The organism is Bacteroides cellulosilyticus (genome assembly GCF_020091405.1).
GTDB lineage: Bacteria > Bacteroidota > Bacteroidia > Bacteroidales > Bacteroidaceae > Bacteroides.
On the sequence record NZ_CP081903.1, the window covers coordinates 5,372,534 to 5,393,403 of the forward strand.

Here is a 20,870-nt window from a genome sequence, read left to right on the forward strand (position 1 = left end):
ATCTTTATTTTTTTAATTGTTCCAGTACGCTCTTCGCACTGTCTGCTAATATAACAATTGCGCCGGCCAAAATGGCTGTATCTTTTATAACTAATCTTCCTGCACCGGTCAATAAAGGGAAACCGAACTCTCCACTGCCCAGATTAGGCACCCATACTTCGGGTGTGGTGACAAGGAAAGAAAGCGTTCCGAGAGTCATGATAATGGCAAGTCCCGCCCCTACCAAGCCTACTTTCGGCCAAAAGATGCCGAGAAAAGTAAGAACACCAATGGTCATGATGAGAATGCCCAGCCCATGAGAAAAGCCATACGTATTGTTTTCCTTATGCCACTCATGCTTCACGGCATCAAATTCACCTTCTTTCAGCTTGTATTCCTTATATTCAGGAGCACTATGCGTATAGAAGAAGCTCATAAAAGGACTGTTTGCCACAAAAGGCACGATACCTTCGGCTTCATAATTCCAGAACTTCAATCCGCCTATCCAAACGAAAATAACCAGAATTGCCACACGGATAAGATTGATACCCAATTTCTGAGTAGATGCAGCCAGTGTCAGGGCCGCCACGAACATTGATTGTAATTTTGTTTTCATACGATTATTGCATTAATGAATTGTTTTGTTTTTCTGATGCAAAAATCGGGATTTATGTCGGGGGGTGAAATGGCAATTCTGCCGTATCAGTTGGCAATATTTCCCGTTGTGTTCGATTTACGGAAATCCGACACACTTTCGCCTGTCATTTTCTTGAAAAAGCGGCTGAATGTGGACAAATCTTCGAAGCCAAGGAGTTCACTGATTTCCTTGGCACTTTTGGGAGTGTAGAGCAGTAGACGTTTGGCTTCCGCTTCCACTCGTTCGTGAATGATGCGCAAAGGAGAAGGGACTCCGCAGGAAGAAAACAGATTGGAAAGTGTCTTGGGAGAACGGAATAAAAGGTTGGCATAATCCTGTACTTGTTTCTTTTCACGGAAATTCTGGTCAACCAATATATAGAAGCGGCGGACAATATCGAAAGCTTTCTCCTGTTCCGGAGTAACACCGCACTTCTCACGGGCAATGCGGGTACAGGTGATGATGAAACGTTTGAGAATGATGCGCAGCATTTCTTCCTGCAGGTTATCACGAACGGCAGATTCCTGACGGAAGATACGGACAATATCATTCAGATTGGCAGCCTGCCCCTGAGAAAGCTTCAATCGCATCACCTGGGAAGAACCATGAAAAAGGAAACCATTGCACGATACTTCGTCATCATGGCCGAAGATGCAGTAGAAATTACTATTGAACAGAAAAGTGAGGTATTCGCCCTCCACAGCTTTAATTTCGATATGATGCAAAGGCGTAAGACAGGCAATTTCGTCTTGTTCCAGCCGCATCGGGATATGGTCTATTTCAACAGTCAGGATGCCGTTGCGTACCCATATAAATTTGTATAAGGTAGTATCTTGTTGCAGTGCTTTATTTTCATGAAAACAAGAAGTCATTGCCAAATTCCCGTTCAAGGGGGTATTTAATTGATAATCCATCATATAATTAAGAGTTAGTGTTCTTTGTCGCACATTGAAGTACAAAAATACATTATTTATCGGGCGATGCAAGGGAAAGCAATGATTTAGTTAGAATTCTTTTCTTAATAAGTTGTGTATGCTCATCATGATTAACCAGACCACGGAAGAAATAGCCCGGATATTAGGTATAGCTTCCGCCAGCGTCACCAGGATACGCTATCGGCTAAGACCCAAACTCCATATTCCGGAGAAAGCTTCACTGGATGCGGAAATAAGGAGGATTATGAAGGGATAAGATTAGTTTTTGGTTATCTTTGCACAGCTTTTCAGTAAGCATTATTCATGTATCACCAAACACTAACCGTTAATCACTAACAAACATGTCCAACCCCGTCATATTCGTATCCCTCGGCCCCGGAGAACCGGAACTTATCACCCTGAAAGGCTTGAAAGCCCTGCAAAATGCCGATTGCATCTTCTGTCCCGAAACTCACACAACAAACGGACGTACCTTATCACGTGCTGCCGATATACTGCACGCACTGGATATTCCGGATACACTTCTCTCCCGTTTCGCATTGCCCATGAGCAAGAACCGGGAACAGGCACTTGCCGCTTATGACAAAGTGTATACCGCATCTGCACAGCTTTATAAAGAGAATAAGAAAATCTGCATCGTTGCCGAAGGAGACGCCGGCCTCTACTCTTCCGTTCATTATATCTTTGATAAGCTACAAGCTGACGGTATCCCCGTGCGGCATATTGCCGGTATTCCTGCTTTCATCGCAGCGGGTGCTTGCGCAGGACTTCACATCGCCAGTCAGGAAGAACGGCTGACCGTCATTCCCGGCATCATAACCGCTAAAGAAATAGAAAAGTATATGCAGGAAAAGACTACCATCGTCATCATGAAACTCTCTCAATGCACCGACGAAGTTCACCGTTGCATCCATCTGCATCCTGAGTATGCTTACCATTATTTTGAAAACGTAGGGACTGAAAATGAAATATATTTAAATGACATCCCGCTGATTGATGAGCGTACCTTCCCCTATTTTTCAATACTTATCATTCGCCGACAAGAAAACATACATAAAGAATAAGAAAAGTTTTTGTTCTGTTTCTCTCCCTCTTTATTACCCGAACCGTACCAAAGCCGTATCAGCTCCGTATTGGCTCCGTATTAGCTCCGTATCCATACGTTTGGACCAGATACGGCCTTGACACGGACCAGACACGGAGCGGGTACGGTGCAGACCCGGATATTGGTCTAAATTTCTGATTTAATACTATTTCGCACATAATAAACACAATTTTTCCGAAAATGCACTACCTTTGTCCCGATTGTAAACTTAAAAAGAGAAATAGACATGAAAAAACTTGCATTGTATATGTTTATGCTCGTTCTGAGCATTGGTTACGTTTCAGCACAGGGGAAAGCTGATATTAAGTTTGATAAGACCTCACATAACTTCGGTACGTTTTCTGAAAATGATCCGGTAGTAAGTTGTGTATTCACATTCACCAATGTGGGCGATGCTCCGCTGGTTATACATCAAGCCGTAGCTTCCTGTGGATGTACAGTTCCCGAATATACTCAGGAACCCGTATTGCCGGGCAAAACCGGAACCGTTAAGATTACTTACAACGGAACAGGCAAGTATCCGGGACACTTCAAAAAGTCCATCACTTTGCGCACGAATGCCAAAACAGAAATGATGCGACTCTTTGTAGAAGGAGATATGACACCGAAAGATGCAAAATAAGCATCTTTATATATAAGAATAAAGGAGAATTTTTCAATTCTCCTTTTTTTTTGCTTTCTTTGAAGCTGATTTGGATAAAATAAACAATTAATTGACGACATAATAACTATAAAACATAAAAGCAATTAAGAAACTATGAAACAAGAAGAAGAGAAATTGACCGGTCTGCCGGAAAATGCGTTCCGTGAACTGAAACCGGGCGAGGTCTACAACCCGTTGATGAGCCCTGACAAGAAGTACCCGGAAGTTAACCTCTGGTCTGTATTATGGGGTATCGCTATGGCTATCCTCTTTTCGGCTGCGGCAGCCTATCTGGGATTGAAAGTAGGACAAGTGTTCGAAGCAGCCATTCCTATTGCAATTATTGCCGTGGGCGTATCAGGCGCAGCAAAACGTAAGAATGCGTTAGGAGAAAATGTCATTATCCAATCCATCGGCGCCAGTTCCGGCGTTATTGTGGCAGGTGCCATCTTTACCCTGCCCGCCTTATACATTCTACAAGAAACTTATCCGGAAGAAATCACAGTAACTTTCACCCAGGTATTCATCAGTTCTCTATTGGGAGGTGTGTTGGGCATTCTCTTCCTCATTCCGTTCCGTAAATATTTTGTAAGTGATATGCATGGCAAGTATCCTTTCCCCGAAGCAACAGCTACCACACAGGTACTGGTATCGGGCGAGAAAGGCGGAAGCCAAGCCAAACCGTTGTTGCTGGCAGGTATCATCGGAGGTTTGTATGACTTCATCGTTGCCACATTCGGCTGGTGGAACGAAAATTTCACCACACGCGTATGCGGCTTTGGTGAGATGCTGGCTGATAAAGCAAAACTGGTATTCAAAGTGAATACAGGTGCGGCCGTACTCGGTTTGGGATATATTGTAGGTCTGAAATATGCCTCTATCATCTGTGCCGGCTCACTGGCTGTATGGTGGATTATCATTCCGGGAATGTCCATGATCTGGGGTGACAGTGTGCTGAACCAGTGGAATCCGTCAATTGTGGCTACCGTAGGCAGCATGGCTCCCGAAGAAATTTTCAATTATTATGCCAAGAGCATCGGTATCGGTGGTATCGCTATGGCAGGTATCATCGGTATCATCAAGTCGTGGGGCATTATCAAGAGTGCTGTAGGACTGGCAGCAAAGGAGATGGGTGGAAAGTCCAATGTAGAAGCCAGCATGAAGCGTACTCAGCGCGATATTTCTATGAAGATTATTGCTATCGGTTCTATTATAACGCTGTTACTGGTATTCTTATTCTTCTACTTCGATGTGATGCAAGGCAGTTTGCTGCATACTGTGGTAGCTATTCTGCTGGTGGCAGGTATCGCTTTCCTGTTTACGACTGTGGCTGCCAATGCCATTGCAATCGTAGGTACGAACCCGGTTTCCGGCATGACGCTGATGACATTGATTCTGGCATCGGTAGTGATGGTATCTGTTGGCTTGAAAGGTCCTGAAGGAATGGTAGCCGCATTGGTAATGGGTGGCGTTGTGTGTACGGCACTGTCTATGGCAGGTGGTTTCATTACCGACTTGAAAATCGGTTATTGGCTGGGTAGTACACCCGCCAAACAGGAAGCCTGGAAGTTCCTCGGAACGATTGTTTCAGCTGCAACCGTAGGTGGTGTAATGATTATCCTGAATAAGACATACGGATTTACCAGCGGACAACTGGCTGCTCCGCAAGCTAATGCGATGGCGGCAGTTATCGAGCCGTTAATGAATGGCGTAGGCGCTCCCTGGTTGCTTTACGGCATTGGTGCAGTACTTGCTATCGTACTGAATGCATTCAAGATTCCCGCATTGGCATTTGCATTGGGTATGTTTATTCCGTTACAACTGAACATTCCTCTCGTTGTGGGTGGTGCTGTGAACTGGTACGTAACCAGCCGTAGCAAAGATGCCGCTCTCAATGCAGAACGTGGCGAAAAGGGTACGTTGCTGGCATCCGGTTTCATTGCCGGTGGTGCGCTTATGGGCGTAGTCAGTGCAGCAATGCGTTTCGGAGGCATCAATCTGGTGAACGATGCCTGGGTAAACAATACGTGGTCCGAAGTACTGGCATTGGGCGCTTATGCATTGCTGATAATTTACTTCATCAAGGCTTCGATGAAAACCAAATAATAGAAATACAATGAGAACAATTTTATTCATTACAGCACTGTTTATGTCAACTCTGCTATCTGCTCAGAAGCCCGTTGAGATACCCTTGTGGCCCAACGGTGCTCCTAATACGAATGGCCTGACAGGAGATCAGGAAGATTTGAACGGCGGCCGTGTGGCCAATGTCGTTAATCCTACCATCACGGTTTATCGCCCGGCAAAGCCAAATGGCATGACTATCTTGATGTGTCCGGGCGGCGGATATGCCCGCCTGGCCATGAATCACGAAGGCCATGACATGGCATCCTGGTTCAACACACAGGGAATCACGTATGCCGTTTTGAAATATCGCATGCCGAACGGGAATCGCGAAGTGCCCCTCTCAGATGCAGAACAGGCTATCCGCATTATTCGCCAGCATGCCAAAGAATGGGGTATCAATCCGAATCAGGTAGGCGTTATGGGTGCATCGGCAGGAGGACACCTGGCCGCTTCTCTCTCTACACTTTACAGTAGTGATGAAACGCGTCCGGACTTTCAGATATTGCTTTATCCGGTCATCTCGATGGTACCGGGTATTACTCATGGAGGTTCGCGCAATAATCTTCTTGGTGATAACCCGACCAAAGAACTGGAAGATGCGTATTCTCTGGAACGTCGTGTATCTCCCCGCTCTCCGCAAGCTTTCATCGTACTTTCTGCTGATGATGGCGCTGTGCCGCCCATGAATAGTATCGGCTACTTCCTTGCTCTCAACCAACAGAAAGTTCCCGTATCCATGCACATCTACCCCATTGGCGGACATGGCTGGGGCTTCCGCGATAACTTCACTTACAAACGCCAGTGGACAGAAGAACTGGAGAAGTGGTTGCGTGACGGGGTGAAATTCGAGAAAAAATAATTAATATAGTAACTCAATGAAAAAACTGACTTTTATCACCTGTCTCGCATTGCTGCCCTTGGCCCTTCAGGCACAAGAGGACCGTTACGACCAGTTGACCAATCCGAAGTTGACCAGTATCAACAAAGAAGCTCCCCGAAGTACGTTCACTTCTTACGACAGTGAAGAGAACGCCATCATCAACGACCGGACGAACGGAGCCAGCCGCCTATCCCTCAACGGGAAATGGAAGTTCAACTATGTGGAGAACTTTGCCGACCGTCCTACCGACTTCATGAATGTGCGTACTGAGGTAAACCGTTGGCCGGACATCAATGTGCCGGGTAACTGGGAGTTACAGGGCTTCGGTACTCCGATCTACGTCAACCAGCCTTACGAGTTCTGTTCCAAGGGTTACGAACCTTATTGGGACAAGCCTAATCCGCCTTATGTACCCAAAGACTGGAATCCGACAGGTACGTATCGCCGTGATTTCGTTGTAGGTAATGACTGGGATGGAAAAGAAATCTTCCTTAGTGCAGATGGTGTGCGCGGTGCTGCTTTCTATTACATGAATGGCAAGTTTGTAGGTATGAGCAAGGATGCCAAAACTCCTGCCCGCTTCAACGTTACCGCCATGGTGAAAAAAGGCAAGAATATGATTGCCATTCAGGTACACCGTTTCTCGGATGCCAATTATCTGGAATGTCAGGACTTCTGGCGCATCAGCGGCATAGAGCGTGATATCTATCTCTATGCCACGCCCAAAATCCATATTGCAGACTTCAAGGTAGAGACTCCGCTGGATCCTTATTACAAGGACGGTATCCTGCAACTGAAAGTGAAGCTTACGAACGAAAGTGATATTAAGTCTCCTTATGTAGTTTCCTATCGTTTACTCGATGACCAGGATCAGCAAGTAACCCAATCCTCTACCCGTGTGGAAGGTGATCAGACCGAAGTAGAGTTCACGAAGAAAACCCTCCGTGGTGTAAAGCATTGGACAGCTGAAACGCCTAATCTTTATACACTCGTCATCAGCCTGAAACGCACCAATGGCGAAGTAATAGAAGCTACCAGTTGCAAGGTAGGTTTCCGTACGATAGAGATTAAGGATAAGCAACTGCTTGTGAACGGCGTGCCTATCCTTGTGAAAGGTGTGAATGTACACGAGCATAATGAATACACAGGACATTACGTTCCGGAAGATCTTATGATCAAGGATTTCGAACTCTGGAAAAAGTATAATGTGAACACCGTACGTACTTGCCACTACCCTCAACAGGAACGCTTCTACGAACTTTGCGACCAATATGGCATGTACGTAATTGATGAAGCAAACATTGAAAGCCACGGTATGGGTTATAACCTCAATGTAGGTGGTACTTTGGGTAACAATCCGTTATTCATGAATGCTCACCTCGACCGTACCATGAATATGTACGAACGCGATAAGAATCATCCGTCTGTAATCATCTGGTCACTGGGTAACGAAGCCGGAAACGGACTGAACTTCTACGTTACCTATAATACTCTGAAGATGCTCGATAGCCGTCCTATCCAGTACGAACGTGCCGGATTAGAATGGAATACGGATATTTATTGTCCGATGTACTCTTCTCCCCAATCTATTGAAAAGTATGCCCAGAATAAGGAAATGACTCGTCCGCTTATCCTGTGTGAATATGCTCATGCTATGGGTAATAGTCTTGGCAACTTCCAGGATTATTGGGATGTGATTGAGAAATATCCGATATTACAGGGTGGTTGCATCTGGGACTGGGTAGATCAAGGCTTTGCCGCCAAGACCAGTGACGGACGCAAATACTGGAATTATGGTGGTGACTACGGCGATACCGGAACTCCTTCCGATGGTAACTTCTGCATCAATGGCGTAGTTTATCCCGACCGCAGTATAAAGCCCCAGACTATTGAAATGGGTAAGGTTTATCAGAACATTAAATTCATTAAGTTCGACCCGCAAACCTGCACGGTGCAAATACGCAATGACTTCTCATTTACTGATCTGAATAAATATGATTTCCACTACATCGTTCGCGATCATGGAAAAGAAATTTATAAGGGCAAAATGGATAACATCAATGCTGCTCCGGGTAAGACGGCTACCAGCGCATTCCTGCAAGGTATTCCTAAAGAAAAGAATACTACGGGAGATGTACGCATCGAATTCTATGCAACCATACGTAAGGCAGAACCTTTCTTACCGGTTGGCACGGTAATCGCACGTGAACAAACTTATGTTCACCCGTTCTTTAAGAAAGAAGTGGTACGCATGGATCCCGCTAAAGTAGATGAAGTCTTTTCACAGGTTGTTTTCAGCGGTGATGATTTCAAGGCTACATTTGATAAACAAAGCGGCTTACTGACCTCTTATATCTATAAGAAACAAGAGTATATCCATAACGGTCAAGGTCCGCAACCTTTCTTCTGGCGTGCACCTACCGATAATGATTACGGAGCAAAACTTCCCACTCGCCTGAAAGCATGGCGCGAGGCCAGTTACCAGGCACCTAAGGCAGAATCGTTCAATGTTTCTAAAGATGGCGGCAAGTCCATTGTAAAGGTTACCTATCGTTTTCCGCAGGTAGATGCGCAGTGGGAAATTACCTATAAAGTCTTTGCCAATGGCATTATCAAAGTGGATAATCGCTTTGTAGCCGAAGGCACGGAAACTCCGATGATACCCCGTGTAGGTTTGCGTATGCAATTATCGGAAACATTCAATGATCTTACTTACTACGGTCGTGGTCCGGAAGAGAACTACCGTGATCGTCGCACTTCCCAGTTTATAGGAGAATATACTACTCCGATAAAGGACTTGTACGAACCCTACATCCGTCCGCAAGAAAATGAGCATCGTACGGATATTTACTGGTGTGCACTCACCACTAAGCAAAAAGCCGGTTTACTCTTCATAGCCGACCGTACGTTTGAACTGAATGCTTCCAACTATCTGCTTGAAAGTCTGGACAGCGGCGAAACGATCAACAATGGTGCTCCACGTACCAACGAAACGAATCATCGTCATCTCACCGATCCGCAACCAGTGAAGCAAGTAGACATGTTCATTGACTATCGTATGATGGGTGTAGGTGGTGATAATAGTTGGGGAGCTATAGCGCACGAACCGTATCTGATTCGTCCCGGTGTAGAAAACGCCATTGAATACGGCTTCTCCATCGTACCATTTGACAAAAAGGCGGATTACAAAAATTTAATCTATCAATATTAAATTTAATCTGTCCAAATTAAGGATTTATGAAAAGGATGTCGTACTTTTGCGACATCTTTTTTTATTTATATTAAAAAACGAAAGAACAATGAAAACAATGATTACACTCCTGTTCAGTGCGCTTTGTGTAGCTACTGTCAGCGCTCAGACAGACGAAAAAGACAACGCCATGCTGAACAATGGAATAAATTTTCTGGATATTCCTTACGTAGCACATACGTTGGAAGTTACTGATGGTGAAGAAGAACTTATCATCAATTGTGATGAAGTAGACTGCACCACTTTTGTAGAATATACTCTTGCTATGGCTCTCTCTCCTACCGAAGACGGACAGGTAGCTGAAGGAGATTTCGCTACCAATCTGCAGAAGATCCGCTACCGTGATGGAAAAATCAACGGTTATCCTTCACGCCTGCACTACATTGCAGACTGGGTAAACAATGGTGTTCGCAACGGTTTCCTGGAAGACGTAACAACAGCTTACAGCCCATACACCCAGAAAGTTTCTCTTTCCTACATGTCTTCTCATCCGGAACAGTATAAGCAGTTGAATAATTCTCCGGAGAATGTAGCAAAAATGAAAGAGATCGAGAAGTCATTGAATGGTCAGGAATTTCATTATGTTCCCCAGGATCAGTTGCCGTTCAACGGTCTGCCTTGGATTAAGAATGGAGATATTATTGCCATTACGACTAATACTCCGGGATTGGATGTAGCTCACATGGGCATTGCTTTCTATATTGATGGTAAACTTTGTTTGTTGCATGCCTCTTCTAAAGAGAAGAAAGTGGTGGTTTCTAAGGTTGCTCTGGGACAGATGTTGCAAAGCAATGATAATTGGACGGGAATTAGAGTGCTGAGAATGAAGAAGTAAAAATTCCAATATGATATATAAGAAAGGCGATGAAGATTAAATCTTCATCGCCTTTCTTAATTCTATTCCTCTACGATAATATATTCATCAATATTCCGTGTTTCTTTGCTGAAATTCACCCCAACTTTCACCAGCCTCTTGCCATCCAACGTGTAAGGTATCAAATATCCCTTTTCTTCAATTTGTTTCAATGCAGCTTCAGCTGTACCGTCCAATTTGAACTCAAAAACATAGATGACGTGAGGGGTATGAACCACAGCATCGGCACGGCCGCGGCTACTACGCACTTCTGATTGGATGAATTGCCCCAGCAAAGTAAACACTACATGAAAAATAGCCTGATAATGACGTTCTGTATCATCACTCAACTCATACGGAATCCCTGCAAAGAATATCTTCAGACGTTCTACGAATGCCTCCACATCGCCACTCTTCAATTCACGCATAAACTTAGCAATATGAAAACCGGATTCATCATTAGATACATTTGTATAGTAGGGCACCAGAAAATTCAGAAAACCATAACGGACTTCATCGTTTGGAAAACCTAAAGTATATAGCTTCACGTCATCATCATACCCCTTAATAGTCAAATAACCACTTTGGTAAATCATTGGAAGGGGATTTCGCGATTCCGCACGATATTCAGAGAAAGCAGAAACTAACACTTCTACCCCATCTATCAATAAACGTATATCGTAATCGCTCTGCTTCAGCAAATCAACCAAATAAGTAGGAGTTCCGGTCTGAAACCAATAGTAACCCAATTCTTCCGCATCGAATGCATTCAACACACTGAACGGATTGAACATCCCTGCACCTTCCGGATGAAAATGATAACCATCGTATTGGCATTCCATTAAATCAATCACTTCTTGCAACGATCTCCCTCTCCGTTTGGCAAGACGCTCCAGTTCCGGAAGAAAGGTCTGCTGCAACTCTTCTCGGGTAATGCCACACAGTGCTGCATAGGGAGATTTCATACTGATATCATTCAGTTGATTCAAGTCACTGAACACGCTTACTTGGGCAAACTTTGTTACTCCGGTGAGGAAAACAAAACGAAGATAACGGTCTGCACTTTTCAAAACGCCATAGAATGCTTTCAATATTTTCCGATACTCATCCAGCAAACCCTCATCCAAGATGGCTTGAAGCAATGGTTTGTCATATTCATCAATCAAGACAACCACTTGTTTTCCTGTCTGTATACATGCCTGCTCTATTATATAAGCAAAACGTTCTTCCGGACTACGATCTTTTTTCTCTGAACCATAGAGTAATTCCCACTTTTCTAAATACTGATTAAGCATAGCTACCAAATCAGCAGCGGTCTCATATTTCCGGGCATTCAAGTCAAGATGTAGCACAGGATATTGTTCCCATTTGGTTTCTAACTTTTCAATGGCTAAACCTTGGAACAAGTCTTTACGCCCTTGGAAATAAGCTTCAAAGGTAGAAAGAAGCAGGCTTTTGCCAAATCGACGCGGACGACTTAGGAAATAAGGAATAGAAGTAGATACTATTTGGTAAATCATAACCGTTTTATCTACATAAAGAAAATTCTCCTCACGCAGTTTATCAAAAGTTTGTATGCCTATCGGCAGTTTACGTATCTGTTCCATTCACTAAAGCTTAATTGGTGTATGACAAAGGTACAATTTATATTTCAAAAATAAGATGAATGACGATGAAGATTTCGCCATATACAATGTAAGCAGTCATTTTAGACCTGTAAAAGCCTAAAATGACTGCTTACAATTGAGTGCTTACGAAATAAACTTTAGACGTTTCTATGATACTTCAAGCCCACGTTCCCTTGCCCAGGTATTTATATTACAATATAAATTGGTGGAGAAAAAATCTCCCTGTGAATAGACATTGAGCATACATTGAAAGATTGCGGCATGTTTACTTAGAGATTAGCCTGAGATTGTTCATACAAATCGACACTCAAGTCCCAATTCATATTAAAAATCTGTGGAGAATGAGTACTTACAATACATTGCAAATTTCTCAATGCCATGATTGATTGCAGATTGGCTAAATAATCCACTTGCCACATCTGATGAAATGAAATTTCCGGTTCATCTATCAACACCAATGAGTCATCAGGAGCCATAAACAGCAATTCAAAAGCCATGATAAGCATTTGTTGCTCTCCGGAAGAGAGCTTGTCTACAGCAAGAATAGTACGTTCTTCATTATCGGCTATAAAACGATAACCATAACGCAGATCAATTTGCATTGTTTTATGGGCAAAAGCAGACTTTTCAATAATATCACTGAATACTTTCAAGCGTTCGCGAAACGACTGATTCTCCGAATTTGCATTTTCCCTCAACAACTCTTTTAGTATATCTACATGTTTCCTCACAGTAGGTACACCATCTGGAGTTTGCACACGGCCATCCCGAATATAATAAAGGGGATGGGAAGTAAAATATAAAGATAGTCCTAAATTCCCTAAATCTTCTTCACCGCCAGTATCCCACCTTATAGAATAGAGAGACCGCTCATTTCCGCTCTTTCTGAATTCTATATCCAAATGTACATTGGTTAACGATGATTCATCAGCATCCTCGTCAATAGTATAATCACGCAGCTGTGCTACAGTAACTTCATAACCATCATCAAACGTAAGCTGTAAATGCTTAAAAGGAATAACTGCCAGTTCACGTATTTTACCCGTGTATAACGCATTCAGAATGTTCAGGATCGTTGTTTTTCCATATCCGTTAGGTCCTGTTATAAAACGAAGAGGTACCTCGTCCGGCTTTATATCCAATGTATAGGAATAAATATCAAACAATGATTCTATAGAGATGGTTTTCAGCATATTCAAGCATTTTTATAAAGCTGCTTTAGTTTTTCACGCAGTTTCTTATTAACAGTAAGATTTCGTTCATCCATAACGTTTTCCCGTCCATCATATTTCACAGACGCAGTATACGAAGGGTAATCACTGGCTTTACTTAGATTATTTTTATAGTGCAATGCCCTTAGATTCAGTAAATTATCATCACCGCCTAATGATATTGGTAGTATATGATCAATAACCCATCCGAAAGGATTATTTTTCCCAAATTTATCCCACATAATCAATGCTCCGCAAGCATCTTTGCGAAACATGGAATCATCCAAACCATCCACAGAACGGGCCTTCTTCCACACCAATAACTTTATATCTTCATCCATTGCAGAACCTTCATGTTTGTGCAAAGATAGAATAATTTGTATACAAGAACAAGTTTCTCAATCAGAAATCCGCAAGCATATAACAATCAAACAACATCCATTTATTGATTTTTCATGCTGATTGATGTAATCCAAAATATTTATTCATAAAGCAGACATTACAATAATATTTTTCATCAAACATTTTGTCAGTTAAAAAACACATTTATCTTTGTACACATTAAACAAATGTTTTTCGCACTCAAAAAACGTATACAAAACAGCTACACATCAACAACTTACCATCAAAAAAGCAACTTCTTTTTCACTTATTGCATAATTTATTTTCACCCTTCATCTTTATCTTATACTTTTGCGTTTTTTTAAACATTGCAAATATCAGTTAATAAACAATCAATATATAAACCAAATGGAAAGTATAAAAAAAATGAATGGCTAAAACGGTCTAGTCAAACAAATAAGACCTATAGTACTGTAAAGCAAAGAAATACAAGTAGAAAAGCAGTAAGTGATGTCAGCTTTATTGAGGAAGAATGGCTGGCGGAACGGAAATATTTCGGAATTAACACCTACGTATACGTAGGCATCCTCAGAGCCTTCAAATTAGGAGCTTATAGAGGACTCGGAATCGAGACAATCAATGATTTAGCAGCACATTTATTTGCAAGTGGAGATATATTAAAACAGGATAAAGGGAAAGATACCCCACTGAAATTAAGCAGTTTAAGGACAGAACTAAGTAAAGTGTGGGCAGTGATAAAAATGGAAGATACGGAAAACATAGATCCTTATGGATATGACGTGACATTAAATCCATAATAGTTCATTCCAAAGAAAGAGGCGACCTTTGCACGAAATTTAAAAACAACGCAATGGAAAACTCTTTTAGAATGTCGCTATTCATGCCCCCTATCTCTCCGATAAAGGACAAAGCAACCGGAAGGATCGTGAAAAATGCCACGCTGACCCCACTACGCACAGTGGAACTCAGCGAAGTATACAAGTTGGTCACTTCAAACGCGAAACTTGCCGCACTCACTCTCGATGTACGAAACGCCGTACAGCAGGGTGACGACAGTGTCTGCCGCCTATTGAAGCAGCAGACACTGCCTTACGTGACCCCGTGCGGAGTCTTCACCCGACGCAGGAGCGACTGTATAGAAGAAACGTCCGGACTCGTAGTAGTGGACGTAGACCATCTCGAATCCAACGAGGAAGCCAAAAAGCTGCGCCAACTATTATTCGAAGATCCCTATCTACACCCGGTGTTAGTGTTCATCAGTCCCACCGGAAAGGGCGTGAAAGCCTTCGTGCCCTGCGCACCCGGACAAAGCGCCACAGATGGAATCCGCTGGGCAATGAGCTATGTACACTGCATGTACGACACCGACCACCGGAATTCGGGTAAAGGAGTGGATACCTCAGGAAAAGACCTCGTACGCTCCTGTTTCCTGTGCCATGACCCGGAAGCGTTGATAAGAACTGAAAATGACAACAAATAAATTACAAATTACGAATTACAAATTACAAAAACCAATGGAACCACTATCTTCATTGCACCTCCTGACCGAAGCCGTCAGAAATGCGGGAGCAGACATCGCTCCCAGTTATCAAGAGTATATACAACTGGCCTTTGCCATCGCCACCGACTGCGGCGAGGCGGGGCGTCAGGATTTTCTCGCCCTGTGCAGCCTCTCATCAAAGTATGACCATCAGGCAGCAGAAAAACTATTCAGCAACGCCCTGAAAAACGGACACAACGACGTACACATAGGCACCGCCTTCCATCTGGCAGAGCTGTGCGGCGTGAAAATCGAATATGAAAATCCAGGCACCGTTGGTACAGTTGGTACAGAAGTCCGCCCCCCTTCTGGCACACACACACGCGCACGCGTGAAAGAGGTGTACTCACAAGAGAAAAATGACTTCTCTTGTGAAGAAGAGACTTCGCCGGGCAGCGCTCCGCTGTCTCCTCTGCCCACTTTCGACAAGAACATCCGGTGGCCTTATCCTCTGGAACGCATCATGAGTTGCGCCACCTCCGATGCCCAGAGCGACGTCCTGTTGCTGGGAACACTCAACGTACTGGGAGCCACCATGGGACCGCACGTCCGGTGCGCATACGGAGGAAAGATGATATCGCCCTGCATGCAGACTTTCACTTCGGCCAACTCCGCATCCGGAAAAGGAGTCCTGTCGCTGGTACGCCTGCTGGTAGAACCTTTTCACGATGAGATACGCAAGCAGGTGGCAGAAAGAATGGCATGCTACCAACGCGACAAGGCAAAGTACGACGCACTGGGAAAAGAACGGGCGAAAGCTGAGGTTCCGACACTGCCGCCCAACAAAATGTTCCTCATCCCAGGAAACAACACGGGAACGGGCATCCTGCAAAATCTGATGGACTCTGATGGCATCGGACTGATATGCGAAAACGAAGCCGACACCATATCCTCCGCCATCGGCTCGGACTACGGACACTGGAGCGATACCCTGCGAAAGGCTTTCGACCATGAACGGGTGGACTACAACCGACGCACCGACAGGGAATACCGGGAAGTAAAAAAAACGTATCTCTCAGTACTCATATCCGGCACTCCCTCACAAGTGAAGTCACTGATACCTACTGCCGAAAACGGGCTTTTCTCACGACAGATTTTCTACTACATGCCCTCCATACGACAATGGCAAAACCAGTTCGACCGAAACGACCGGAATTTGGAAGAACCCTTCACCAAGATGGGGGTGGAATGGAAAGAAAAGCTGAAAAACATCTATATGGGAGGAATTTTCACCCTACACCTCTCCGACGGCCAGAAAGAGGAATTCAACCGGCTGTTCTCCCAACTCTTCACCCGCTCCGAACTGACAAACGGCAGCGAAATGTCGGGCAGCGTGGCACGTCTGGCTATCAACATCTGCCGCATCATGGAAGTGGTGGCCATGCTGCGTATGCTTGAAAGTGGAGATATAGCCACGTCACCACACCTTTCGCCCGATCCCGGCACTTCTGCCGATAATCTGAAAGACCACATCGTAAGCTTATGGGACCTCGACATCACTGAAGATGATTTCCACGCCGTGCTGTCGATGGCCGAATGTCTATATCGCCACGCCACCCATATCCTTTCCTTCCTGCCCGCCACCGAAGTAACCCGTCGGGGCAATGCCGACCGGGACGCACTGGTGCAGTGCATGAAAAAGAGATTTACACGGATTGAATTCCTGCAAAAGGCTGAAGAGATGGGCATAAAAAACGCCACCGCTTCAACTTGGCTGAAACGAATGCTGAAAAACGGGCTGGTGGAGAATATGGATGGAAAAGGAACTTATCAAAAGCCCTGATATAACTTATCAAAAACCTTGATATAACAACGTGCGCTATAATATAAAACGCATGCGTGCGCACGTGTGTGTGTGTGCCAGAAGACCGATGAACTTCTGTACCAACTGTACCAATCCCCCGTTCTCCTTTGCGCTGCCCAACCTCACCTTTACACCGCTCAAGTCAACCTCTACTACACTCAAGCTCACCTTTACGATGTCCAAGCGTAGCCTCAGGGTTCCCCCAGTGCGCCTACTATCAGGCTCACCTGGGCGGGCGTGTAAGAGCGTGAACGGGGAGAAAGCCCCAGGGCGGACAGACCGTCACGCAAACCGGGATAAAGATCAATCCAATGTTTCAACTTACGGTAAGCAGCCTCCGGACAGAGATCGGGACAATAGAGTTGGGCTAATTCTGTACGCCCATAGGTACGGATTTCAAAAGAGTTCATATCTGATATTCCTGTGTTATATTTCATCAAAGATAGACATAAATCATGACATTATCAAAGATATATATGTAAATAACAGACTAAAACAGACCTAAATCGACTCTAAGAGTCCGAAAGTGACAAACGCCTATACCCTCAGTATTACCTTTGCACAGTTGAGTTCAACATCGTGAATCTTTTAAATTATAATTGTTTAATCATTTAAATTATCTATCAAACTATGATTCGTTACAAAAAGTATCAAGTGACGGGCGAAAACAGCCCGCTGAAAGGTCTCTGGTATGCGCGTCCCGTAATTGAAGAGACTTTCGACATTGAGAGACTTGCCAAACACATGTCCAACCACAATACTCCCTACTCGAGTGGTGTCATCAAGGGAGTGTTGACAGACATGGTTTCCTGCACCAAGGAACTGATTCTGGATGGCAAGAATGTAAAAATGGATGATCTGGCAATTTTCTCCGTAGGGATTGTCAGCCAAAAAGGCGCAAAATCTGCCGCCGACTTCTCATTGGCTAATAACGTAAAGGGGTTGAAACTCCGCGCCCGTGCCACGGGTGAGCTGAGCAATGCTCAGATTAATCTGGAAGGGCAAATGAAGGAGGCTTCCATGTACACCGTGGAAGGCAGCTCATCCGGCAACACTCCCGGCGGTGGTTCCGGAGGAGGCGGTGGGCTCGATGAAAATCCATTGGGATAACCCCCGCATTCGCATAAATCATAAACTATAAATCTTTATCTCTCATGAACGAAGAAAGAAGGTCAAAAAACGTATGGGGCATTGTCCTCAAAGTAATCATCACCGTAGCCACCGCCATTGCGGGAGCTTTAGGGTTAGGCGCCTGCCAGTAGACATGCGCACGATTACCCTACTCATTATTCATTGCTCGGCCACGCCTCAGGGCGTGGACCTGAGCTTCGAGGATTGCCGCCGCGACCACATTCGCCACCGCAGCTTCAGTGACATCGGCTACCATTTCTACGTGACTCGTGACGGTGAGATTCACCGTGGCCGCCCACCGGAAAAAGTTGGTGCGCATTGCCTCAATCATAATCGGCACTCCATCGGTATCTGTTATGAAGGAGGTTTGGATGCCGACAGTCAGCCATCCGACACTCGCACCTTAGAGCAAAAAGCTTCGCTGCTTGCACTGCTGCGCGAACTGAAGCGCATCTTTCCACACGCTCTGATTGTGGGTCATCATGATCTGAATCCCATGAAACCTTGTCCTTGCTTCAATGCGGAAAGGGAATATAGGGGGCTGTAAAGTCCCCTATATGCTTATTTCAGAGAAATGAGTTCTACAGAAAACAACCCATTTCTTTGGCTTTGAACTTGATAGTTGTTACCTTTGTTCACAAGAATCCATAGTGATAAAATGAAAGAGCAAGAAGAACTGTTAGAAAGTGAGTCCGGGTTGGACATGGAAGAAAACAACTCGTCGACTATTTATCCCAACGCGGAAGTACGGGTGGAAAAAGCACAATTTAGCATTTTGCACCTGCGACGCCTATGTGTGGAACGAAAAGAAATCATCATTTCCCCCGATTTTCAAAGAAATGACGTCTGGAAAGGAAGACAAACATCCGAATTAATAGAATCGATATTAATGGGAATACCCATTCCCATTATGTACCTATTTGAAACCAGAGAAGGAAAGAAACAAGTGGTAGACGGGCGGCAACGCATTGACACAATATTAAGGTTCTTGGACAATGGATTCAGACTGAAAGATTTAAAAATATTGCATAGCCTAAACGGCTCCCTTTTCAAAGAACTGGATCCCAAACTACAAGGCATATTTGAAGACTACCAGTTATTTTTTTATATCATACAGCCCCCAACCCCGGAACGCGTAAAATATGATATCTTTGATAGAGTGAACCGAGGTGGGACACGATTGAACAATCAAGAAATGCGCAACGCCCTATACAGGGGTAACGCCACATTCCTCATTGATGATATCTGCATATCAGACGAATTCAAAAAAGCAACGGGAGAAGGCGTAAGTTCCATCCGAATGCGGGACAGATATATTGTGCTGCGGGCTATAGCTTTTTATTTACTCATGACCAACCAATTACAAACAGCAGATTTAGGTAAACCAATCGAGTATAGAAGTGATATTGATGATTTTCTCGCCAAAGTGATGATATTTATGAATCAACGCATGTCGCAGGAAGAAATAGAGAAACTAAAAGAGAAATTCCTGACTGCATTAAAGAAAATCTATTCATTACTGGGTGAGGACGCATTCCGGTTTGCCGGCATAAACAAACGCCGACCGATAAATATGCCGCTGTTTGAATGCCTTACCTATCTATTTTTGCTTGAATGGGATTGGAATGATGATAAGGAAATCTATTGGAGCATAGAAGATCTGAAAGATTCACTGGATAAAAGCGGCTCTTTTCAGGGAAATGTGGATTCCATTGCCAGTTTAGGGTATAGATACTCACGTATAAATCAATTCTTTAAAGGTCTACAACAATGATACAGAAAGTAATAATTAGTGGGTTAAAAAATATCAAGCGTGAAGAAATGACGTTGAAACCATTAACGTTATTGACCGGTTTAAACTCAACAGGGAAATCAAGTGTGTTGCAAGCTATCTTATTAGTTAACAAGGCTACCACGAAGAATGGCCAAATCTATTTGAACCATGTACTTTCTTCTTTCTCCACCCTTAGAAACATATATGAAAATGCAAAAGAAGTTTTCATCAGTTTGGAAATAAACGAAAACTGCATAGATTATAAATTATCAGAAGAAATAGAAGAAGTAGAAGAGAAAGGTGAGGGATATACCGGATTGGAAATAGAAAAAAATCTCTATTATCTGTCAGCTAATCGTGTTGGTGCAGAGAACTTAGCCCAAATCTCTTCTGCAATTTTCTGCGGTATTAACGGAGACTATTTATTAGGCACTTTTGAAAAGGAAAAGTCGAAACCTTTGCCTGAACCTTTGATAAAAGATGAAAGCTCCTTTACGTTAGCAGCCCAACTCAACTACTGGCAAAGTTATATATTAGGTTTGAAACTTGAGTTGAAAACAGAAAAGCGTAACGATCAGATAGTTGAAGTAAAATATAATAGCGACAATATTCCGGGAATTCTTCCCACGCAATTAGGAGCCGGTGTAAGTTATCTGACTAAAGTGCTTATTCTTTGTTTAAGAGCTGCCCCAGGAGATGTAGTAATGATTGAGAACCCAGAAATACATCTTCATCCTGCCGCCCAATCACGTTTAGGAGAATTTTTCGCTTTTATAGCTAATGCCGATATTCAGCTGATTATAGAAACTCATTGTGATCATTTAATAAATAAATTGCAGTATCTGGTGTTCAAGAAGAAATTTGAATCTGACAAGGCAATTATATATTATAAAAAAGGAATTGTAGACCCGTTTGAGAAAATTCAGTTGAACAAATATGGACGTTTTGAACCAGAATTTCCTGATGGTTTCTTTGATGCCACATTAGCCGAACTTATAGAGATGGAATAA

At 43.7% G+C, this 20,870-nt stretch carries 21 protein-coding genes; 15 read left to right on the forward strand and 6 right to left on the reverse strand.

What is annotated here, in order from left to right; all coding sequences use genetic code 11:
- Positions 1-4: 4 nt before the first annotated feature.
- Together K6V21_RS20395 and K6V21_RS20400 are read right to left on the reverse strand one after the other, a co-directional pair.
- Positions 5-595: a DUF417 family protein gene (locus K6V21_RS20395; RefSeq protein ID WP_224319700.1), complete on the reverse strand. Its 591-nt coding sequence runs from the start codon at positions 593-595 to the stop codon at positions 5-7.
- Positions 596-681: 86 nt separating this feature from the next.
- Positions 682-1,530 (reverse strand): helix-turn-helix domain-containing protein, encoded by an 849-nt coding sequence (locus K6V21_RS20400; RefSeq protein ID WP_217715766.1) that lies wholly within the window; start codon positions 1,528-1,530, stop codon positions 682-684.
- Between the two features lie 118 nt (positions 1,531-1,648).
- On the opposite strand from K6V21_RS20400, the gene K6V21_RS20405 reads away from it, so the two are divergent.
- From K6V21_RS20405 to K6V21_RS20435, 7 genes are all read left to right on the forward strand, one after another.
- Positions 1,649-1,807, forward strand: a complete 159-nt coding sequence (locus K6V21_RS20405) for a hypothetical protein (RefSeq protein WP_224319701.1) — start codon at positions 1,649-1,651, stop codon at positions 1,805-1,807.
- An 85-nt stretch (positions 1,808-1,892) separates the two neighbouring features.
- Positions 1,893-2,615 (forward strand): precorrin-2 C(20)-methyltransferase, encoded by a 723-nt coding sequence (locus K6V21_RS20410; RefSeq protein WP_224319702.1) that lies wholly within the window; start codon positions 1,893-1,895, stop codon positions 2,613-2,615.
- A gap of 267 nt (positions 2,616-2,882) precedes the next feature.
- The gene (locus tag K6V21_RS20415; protein WP_044267682.1) at positions 2,883-3,278 is read left to right on the forward strand and encodes a DUF1573 domain-containing protein; all 396 of its coding nucleotides are present in this window, start codon (positions 2,883-2,885) and stop codon (positions 3,276-3,278) included.
- Between the two features lie 135 nt (positions 3,279-3,413).
- Positions 3,414-5,405, forward strand: a complete 1,992-nt coding sequence (locus K6V21_RS20420) for an OPT family oligopeptide transporter (protein ID WP_007213898.1) — start codon at positions 3,414-3,416, stop codon at positions 5,403-5,405.
- A gap of 10 nt (positions 5,406-5,415) precedes the next feature.
- A complete protein-coding gene (locus tag K6V21_RS20425; protein ID WP_044267678.1) occupies positions 5,416-6,285 on the forward strand; it encodes an alpha/beta hydrolase in 870 nt (289 codons plus the stop codon).
- Between the two features lie 16 nt (positions 6,286-6,301).
- Positions 6,302-9,517, forward strand: a complete 3,216-nt coding sequence (locus K6V21_RS20430) for a glycoside hydrolase family 2 TIM barrel-domain containing protein (protein WP_224319703.1) — start codon at positions 6,302-6,304, stop codon at positions 9,515-9,517.
- 88 nt (positions 9,518-9,605) lie between these two features.
- Complete coding sequence (locus K6V21_RS20435) at positions 9,606-10,391, forward strand: N-acetylmuramoyl-L-alanine amidase-like domain-containing protein (protein WP_224319704.1); 786 nt, start codon at positions 9,606-9,608, stop codon at positions 10,389-10,391.
- Positions 10,392-10,453: 62 nt separating this feature from the next.
- Here K6V21_RS20435 and K6V21_RS20440 read toward each other — a convergent pair whose 3' ends face one another.
- From K6V21_RS20440 to K6V21_RS20450, 3 genes are all read right to left on the reverse strand, one after another.
- Positions 10,454-12,016 carry an ATP-binding protein gene (locus K6V21_RS20440; protein WP_224319705.1) on the reverse strand — a complete coding sequence of 521 codons (1,563 nt, stop codon included), beginning with the start codon at positions 12,014-12,016 and terminating at the stop codon, positions 10,454-10,456.
- A gap of 290 nt (positions 12,017-12,306) precedes the next feature.
- Positions 12,307-13,230 carry an AAA family ATPase gene (locus K6V21_RS20445; RefSeq protein WP_224319706.1) on the reverse strand — a complete coding sequence of 308 codons (924 nt, stop codon included), beginning with the start codon at positions 13,228-13,230 and terminating at the stop codon, positions 12,307-12,309.
- A 2-nt stretch (positions 13,231-13,232) separates the two neighbouring features.
- On the reverse strand, positions 13,233-13,589 hold the full coding sequence (locus K6V21_RS20450) for an HNH endonuclease signature motif containing protein (protein ID WP_224319707.1): 357 nt from the start codon (positions 13,587-13,589) through the stop codon (positions 13,233-13,235).
- Positions 13,590-13,958: 369 nt separating this feature from the next.
- On the opposite strand from K6V21_RS20450, the gene K6V21_RS20455 reads away from it, so the two are divergent.
- The 3 genes from K6V21_RS20455 to K6V21_RS20465 are packed head-to-tail and all read left to right on the forward strand — an operon-like array spanning position 13,959 to position 16,934.
- Positions 13,959-14,408, forward strand: coding sequence for a hypothetical protein (locus K6V21_RS20455; protein ID WP_224319708.1), 450 nt, complete (start codon positions 13,959-13,961; stop codon positions 14,406-14,408).
- 53 nt (positions 14,409-14,461) lie between these two features.
- Positions 14,462-15,091: a BT4734/BF3469 family protein gene (locus K6V21_RS20460; protein WP_224319709.1), complete on the forward strand. Its 630-nt coding sequence runs from the start codon at positions 14,462-14,464 to the stop codon at positions 15,089-15,091.
- Positions 15,092-15,125: 34 nt separating this feature from the next.
- On the forward strand, positions 15,126-16,934 hold the full coding sequence (locus K6V21_RS20465) for a DUF3987 domain-containing protein (protein ID WP_224319710.1): 1,809 nt from the start codon (positions 15,126-15,128) through the stop codon (positions 16,932-16,934).
- A 212-nt stretch (positions 16,935-17,146) separates the two neighbouring features.
- On the opposite strand, the gene K6V21_RS20470 is transcribed toward K6V21_RS20465, so the two are convergent.
- On the reverse strand, positions 17,147-17,365 hold the full coding sequence (locus tag K6V21_RS20470) for a DUF4248 domain-containing protein (protein WP_217715767.1): 219 nt from the start codon (positions 17,363-17,365) through the stop codon (positions 17,147-17,149).
- 220 nt (positions 17,366-17,585) lie between these two features.
- Here K6V21_RS20470 and K6V21_RS20475 point away from each other — a divergent pair, with 220 nt between their 5' ends.
- The 5 genes from K6V21_RS20475 to K6V21_RS20495 all read left to right on the forward strand — a co-directional run bounded on the left by K6V21_RS20475 (position 17,586) and on the right by K6V21_RS20495 (position 20,870).
- On the forward strand, positions 17,586-18,065 hold the full coding sequence (locus tag K6V21_RS20475; protein ID WP_217715748.1) for a DNA-binding protein: 480 nt from the start codon (positions 17,586-17,588) through the stop codon (positions 18,063-18,065).
- Positions 18,066-18,109: 44 nt separating this feature from the next.
- Positions 18,110-18,217, forward strand: coding sequence for a smalltalk protein (locus K6V21_RS20480; protein ID WP_217715749.1), 108 nt, complete (start codon positions 18,110-18,112; stop codon positions 18,215-18,217).
- A gap of 2 nt (positions 18,218-18,219) precedes the next feature.
- The gene (locus K6V21_RS20485; protein ID WP_217715750.1) at positions 18,220-18,633 is read left to right on the forward strand and encodes an N-acetylmuramoyl-L-alanine amidase; all 414 of its coding nucleotides are present in this window, start codon (positions 18,220-18,222) and stop codon (positions 18,631-18,633) included.
- Between the two features lie 111 nt (positions 18,634-18,744).
- Complete coding sequence (locus K6V21_RS20490) at positions 18,745-19,860, forward strand: DUF262 domain-containing protein (RefSeq protein ID WP_224319711.1); 1,116 nt, start codon at positions 18,745-18,747, stop codon at positions 19,858-19,860.
- The gene (locus tag K6V21_RS20495) at positions 19,857-20,870 is read left to right on the forward strand and encodes an AAA family ATPase (RefSeq protein ID WP_224319712.1); all 1,014 of its coding nucleotides are present in this window, start codon (positions 19,857-19,859) and stop codon (positions 20,868-20,870) included. Before K6V21_RS20490 ends, K6V21_RS20495 begins: the two co-directional genes overlap by 4 nt.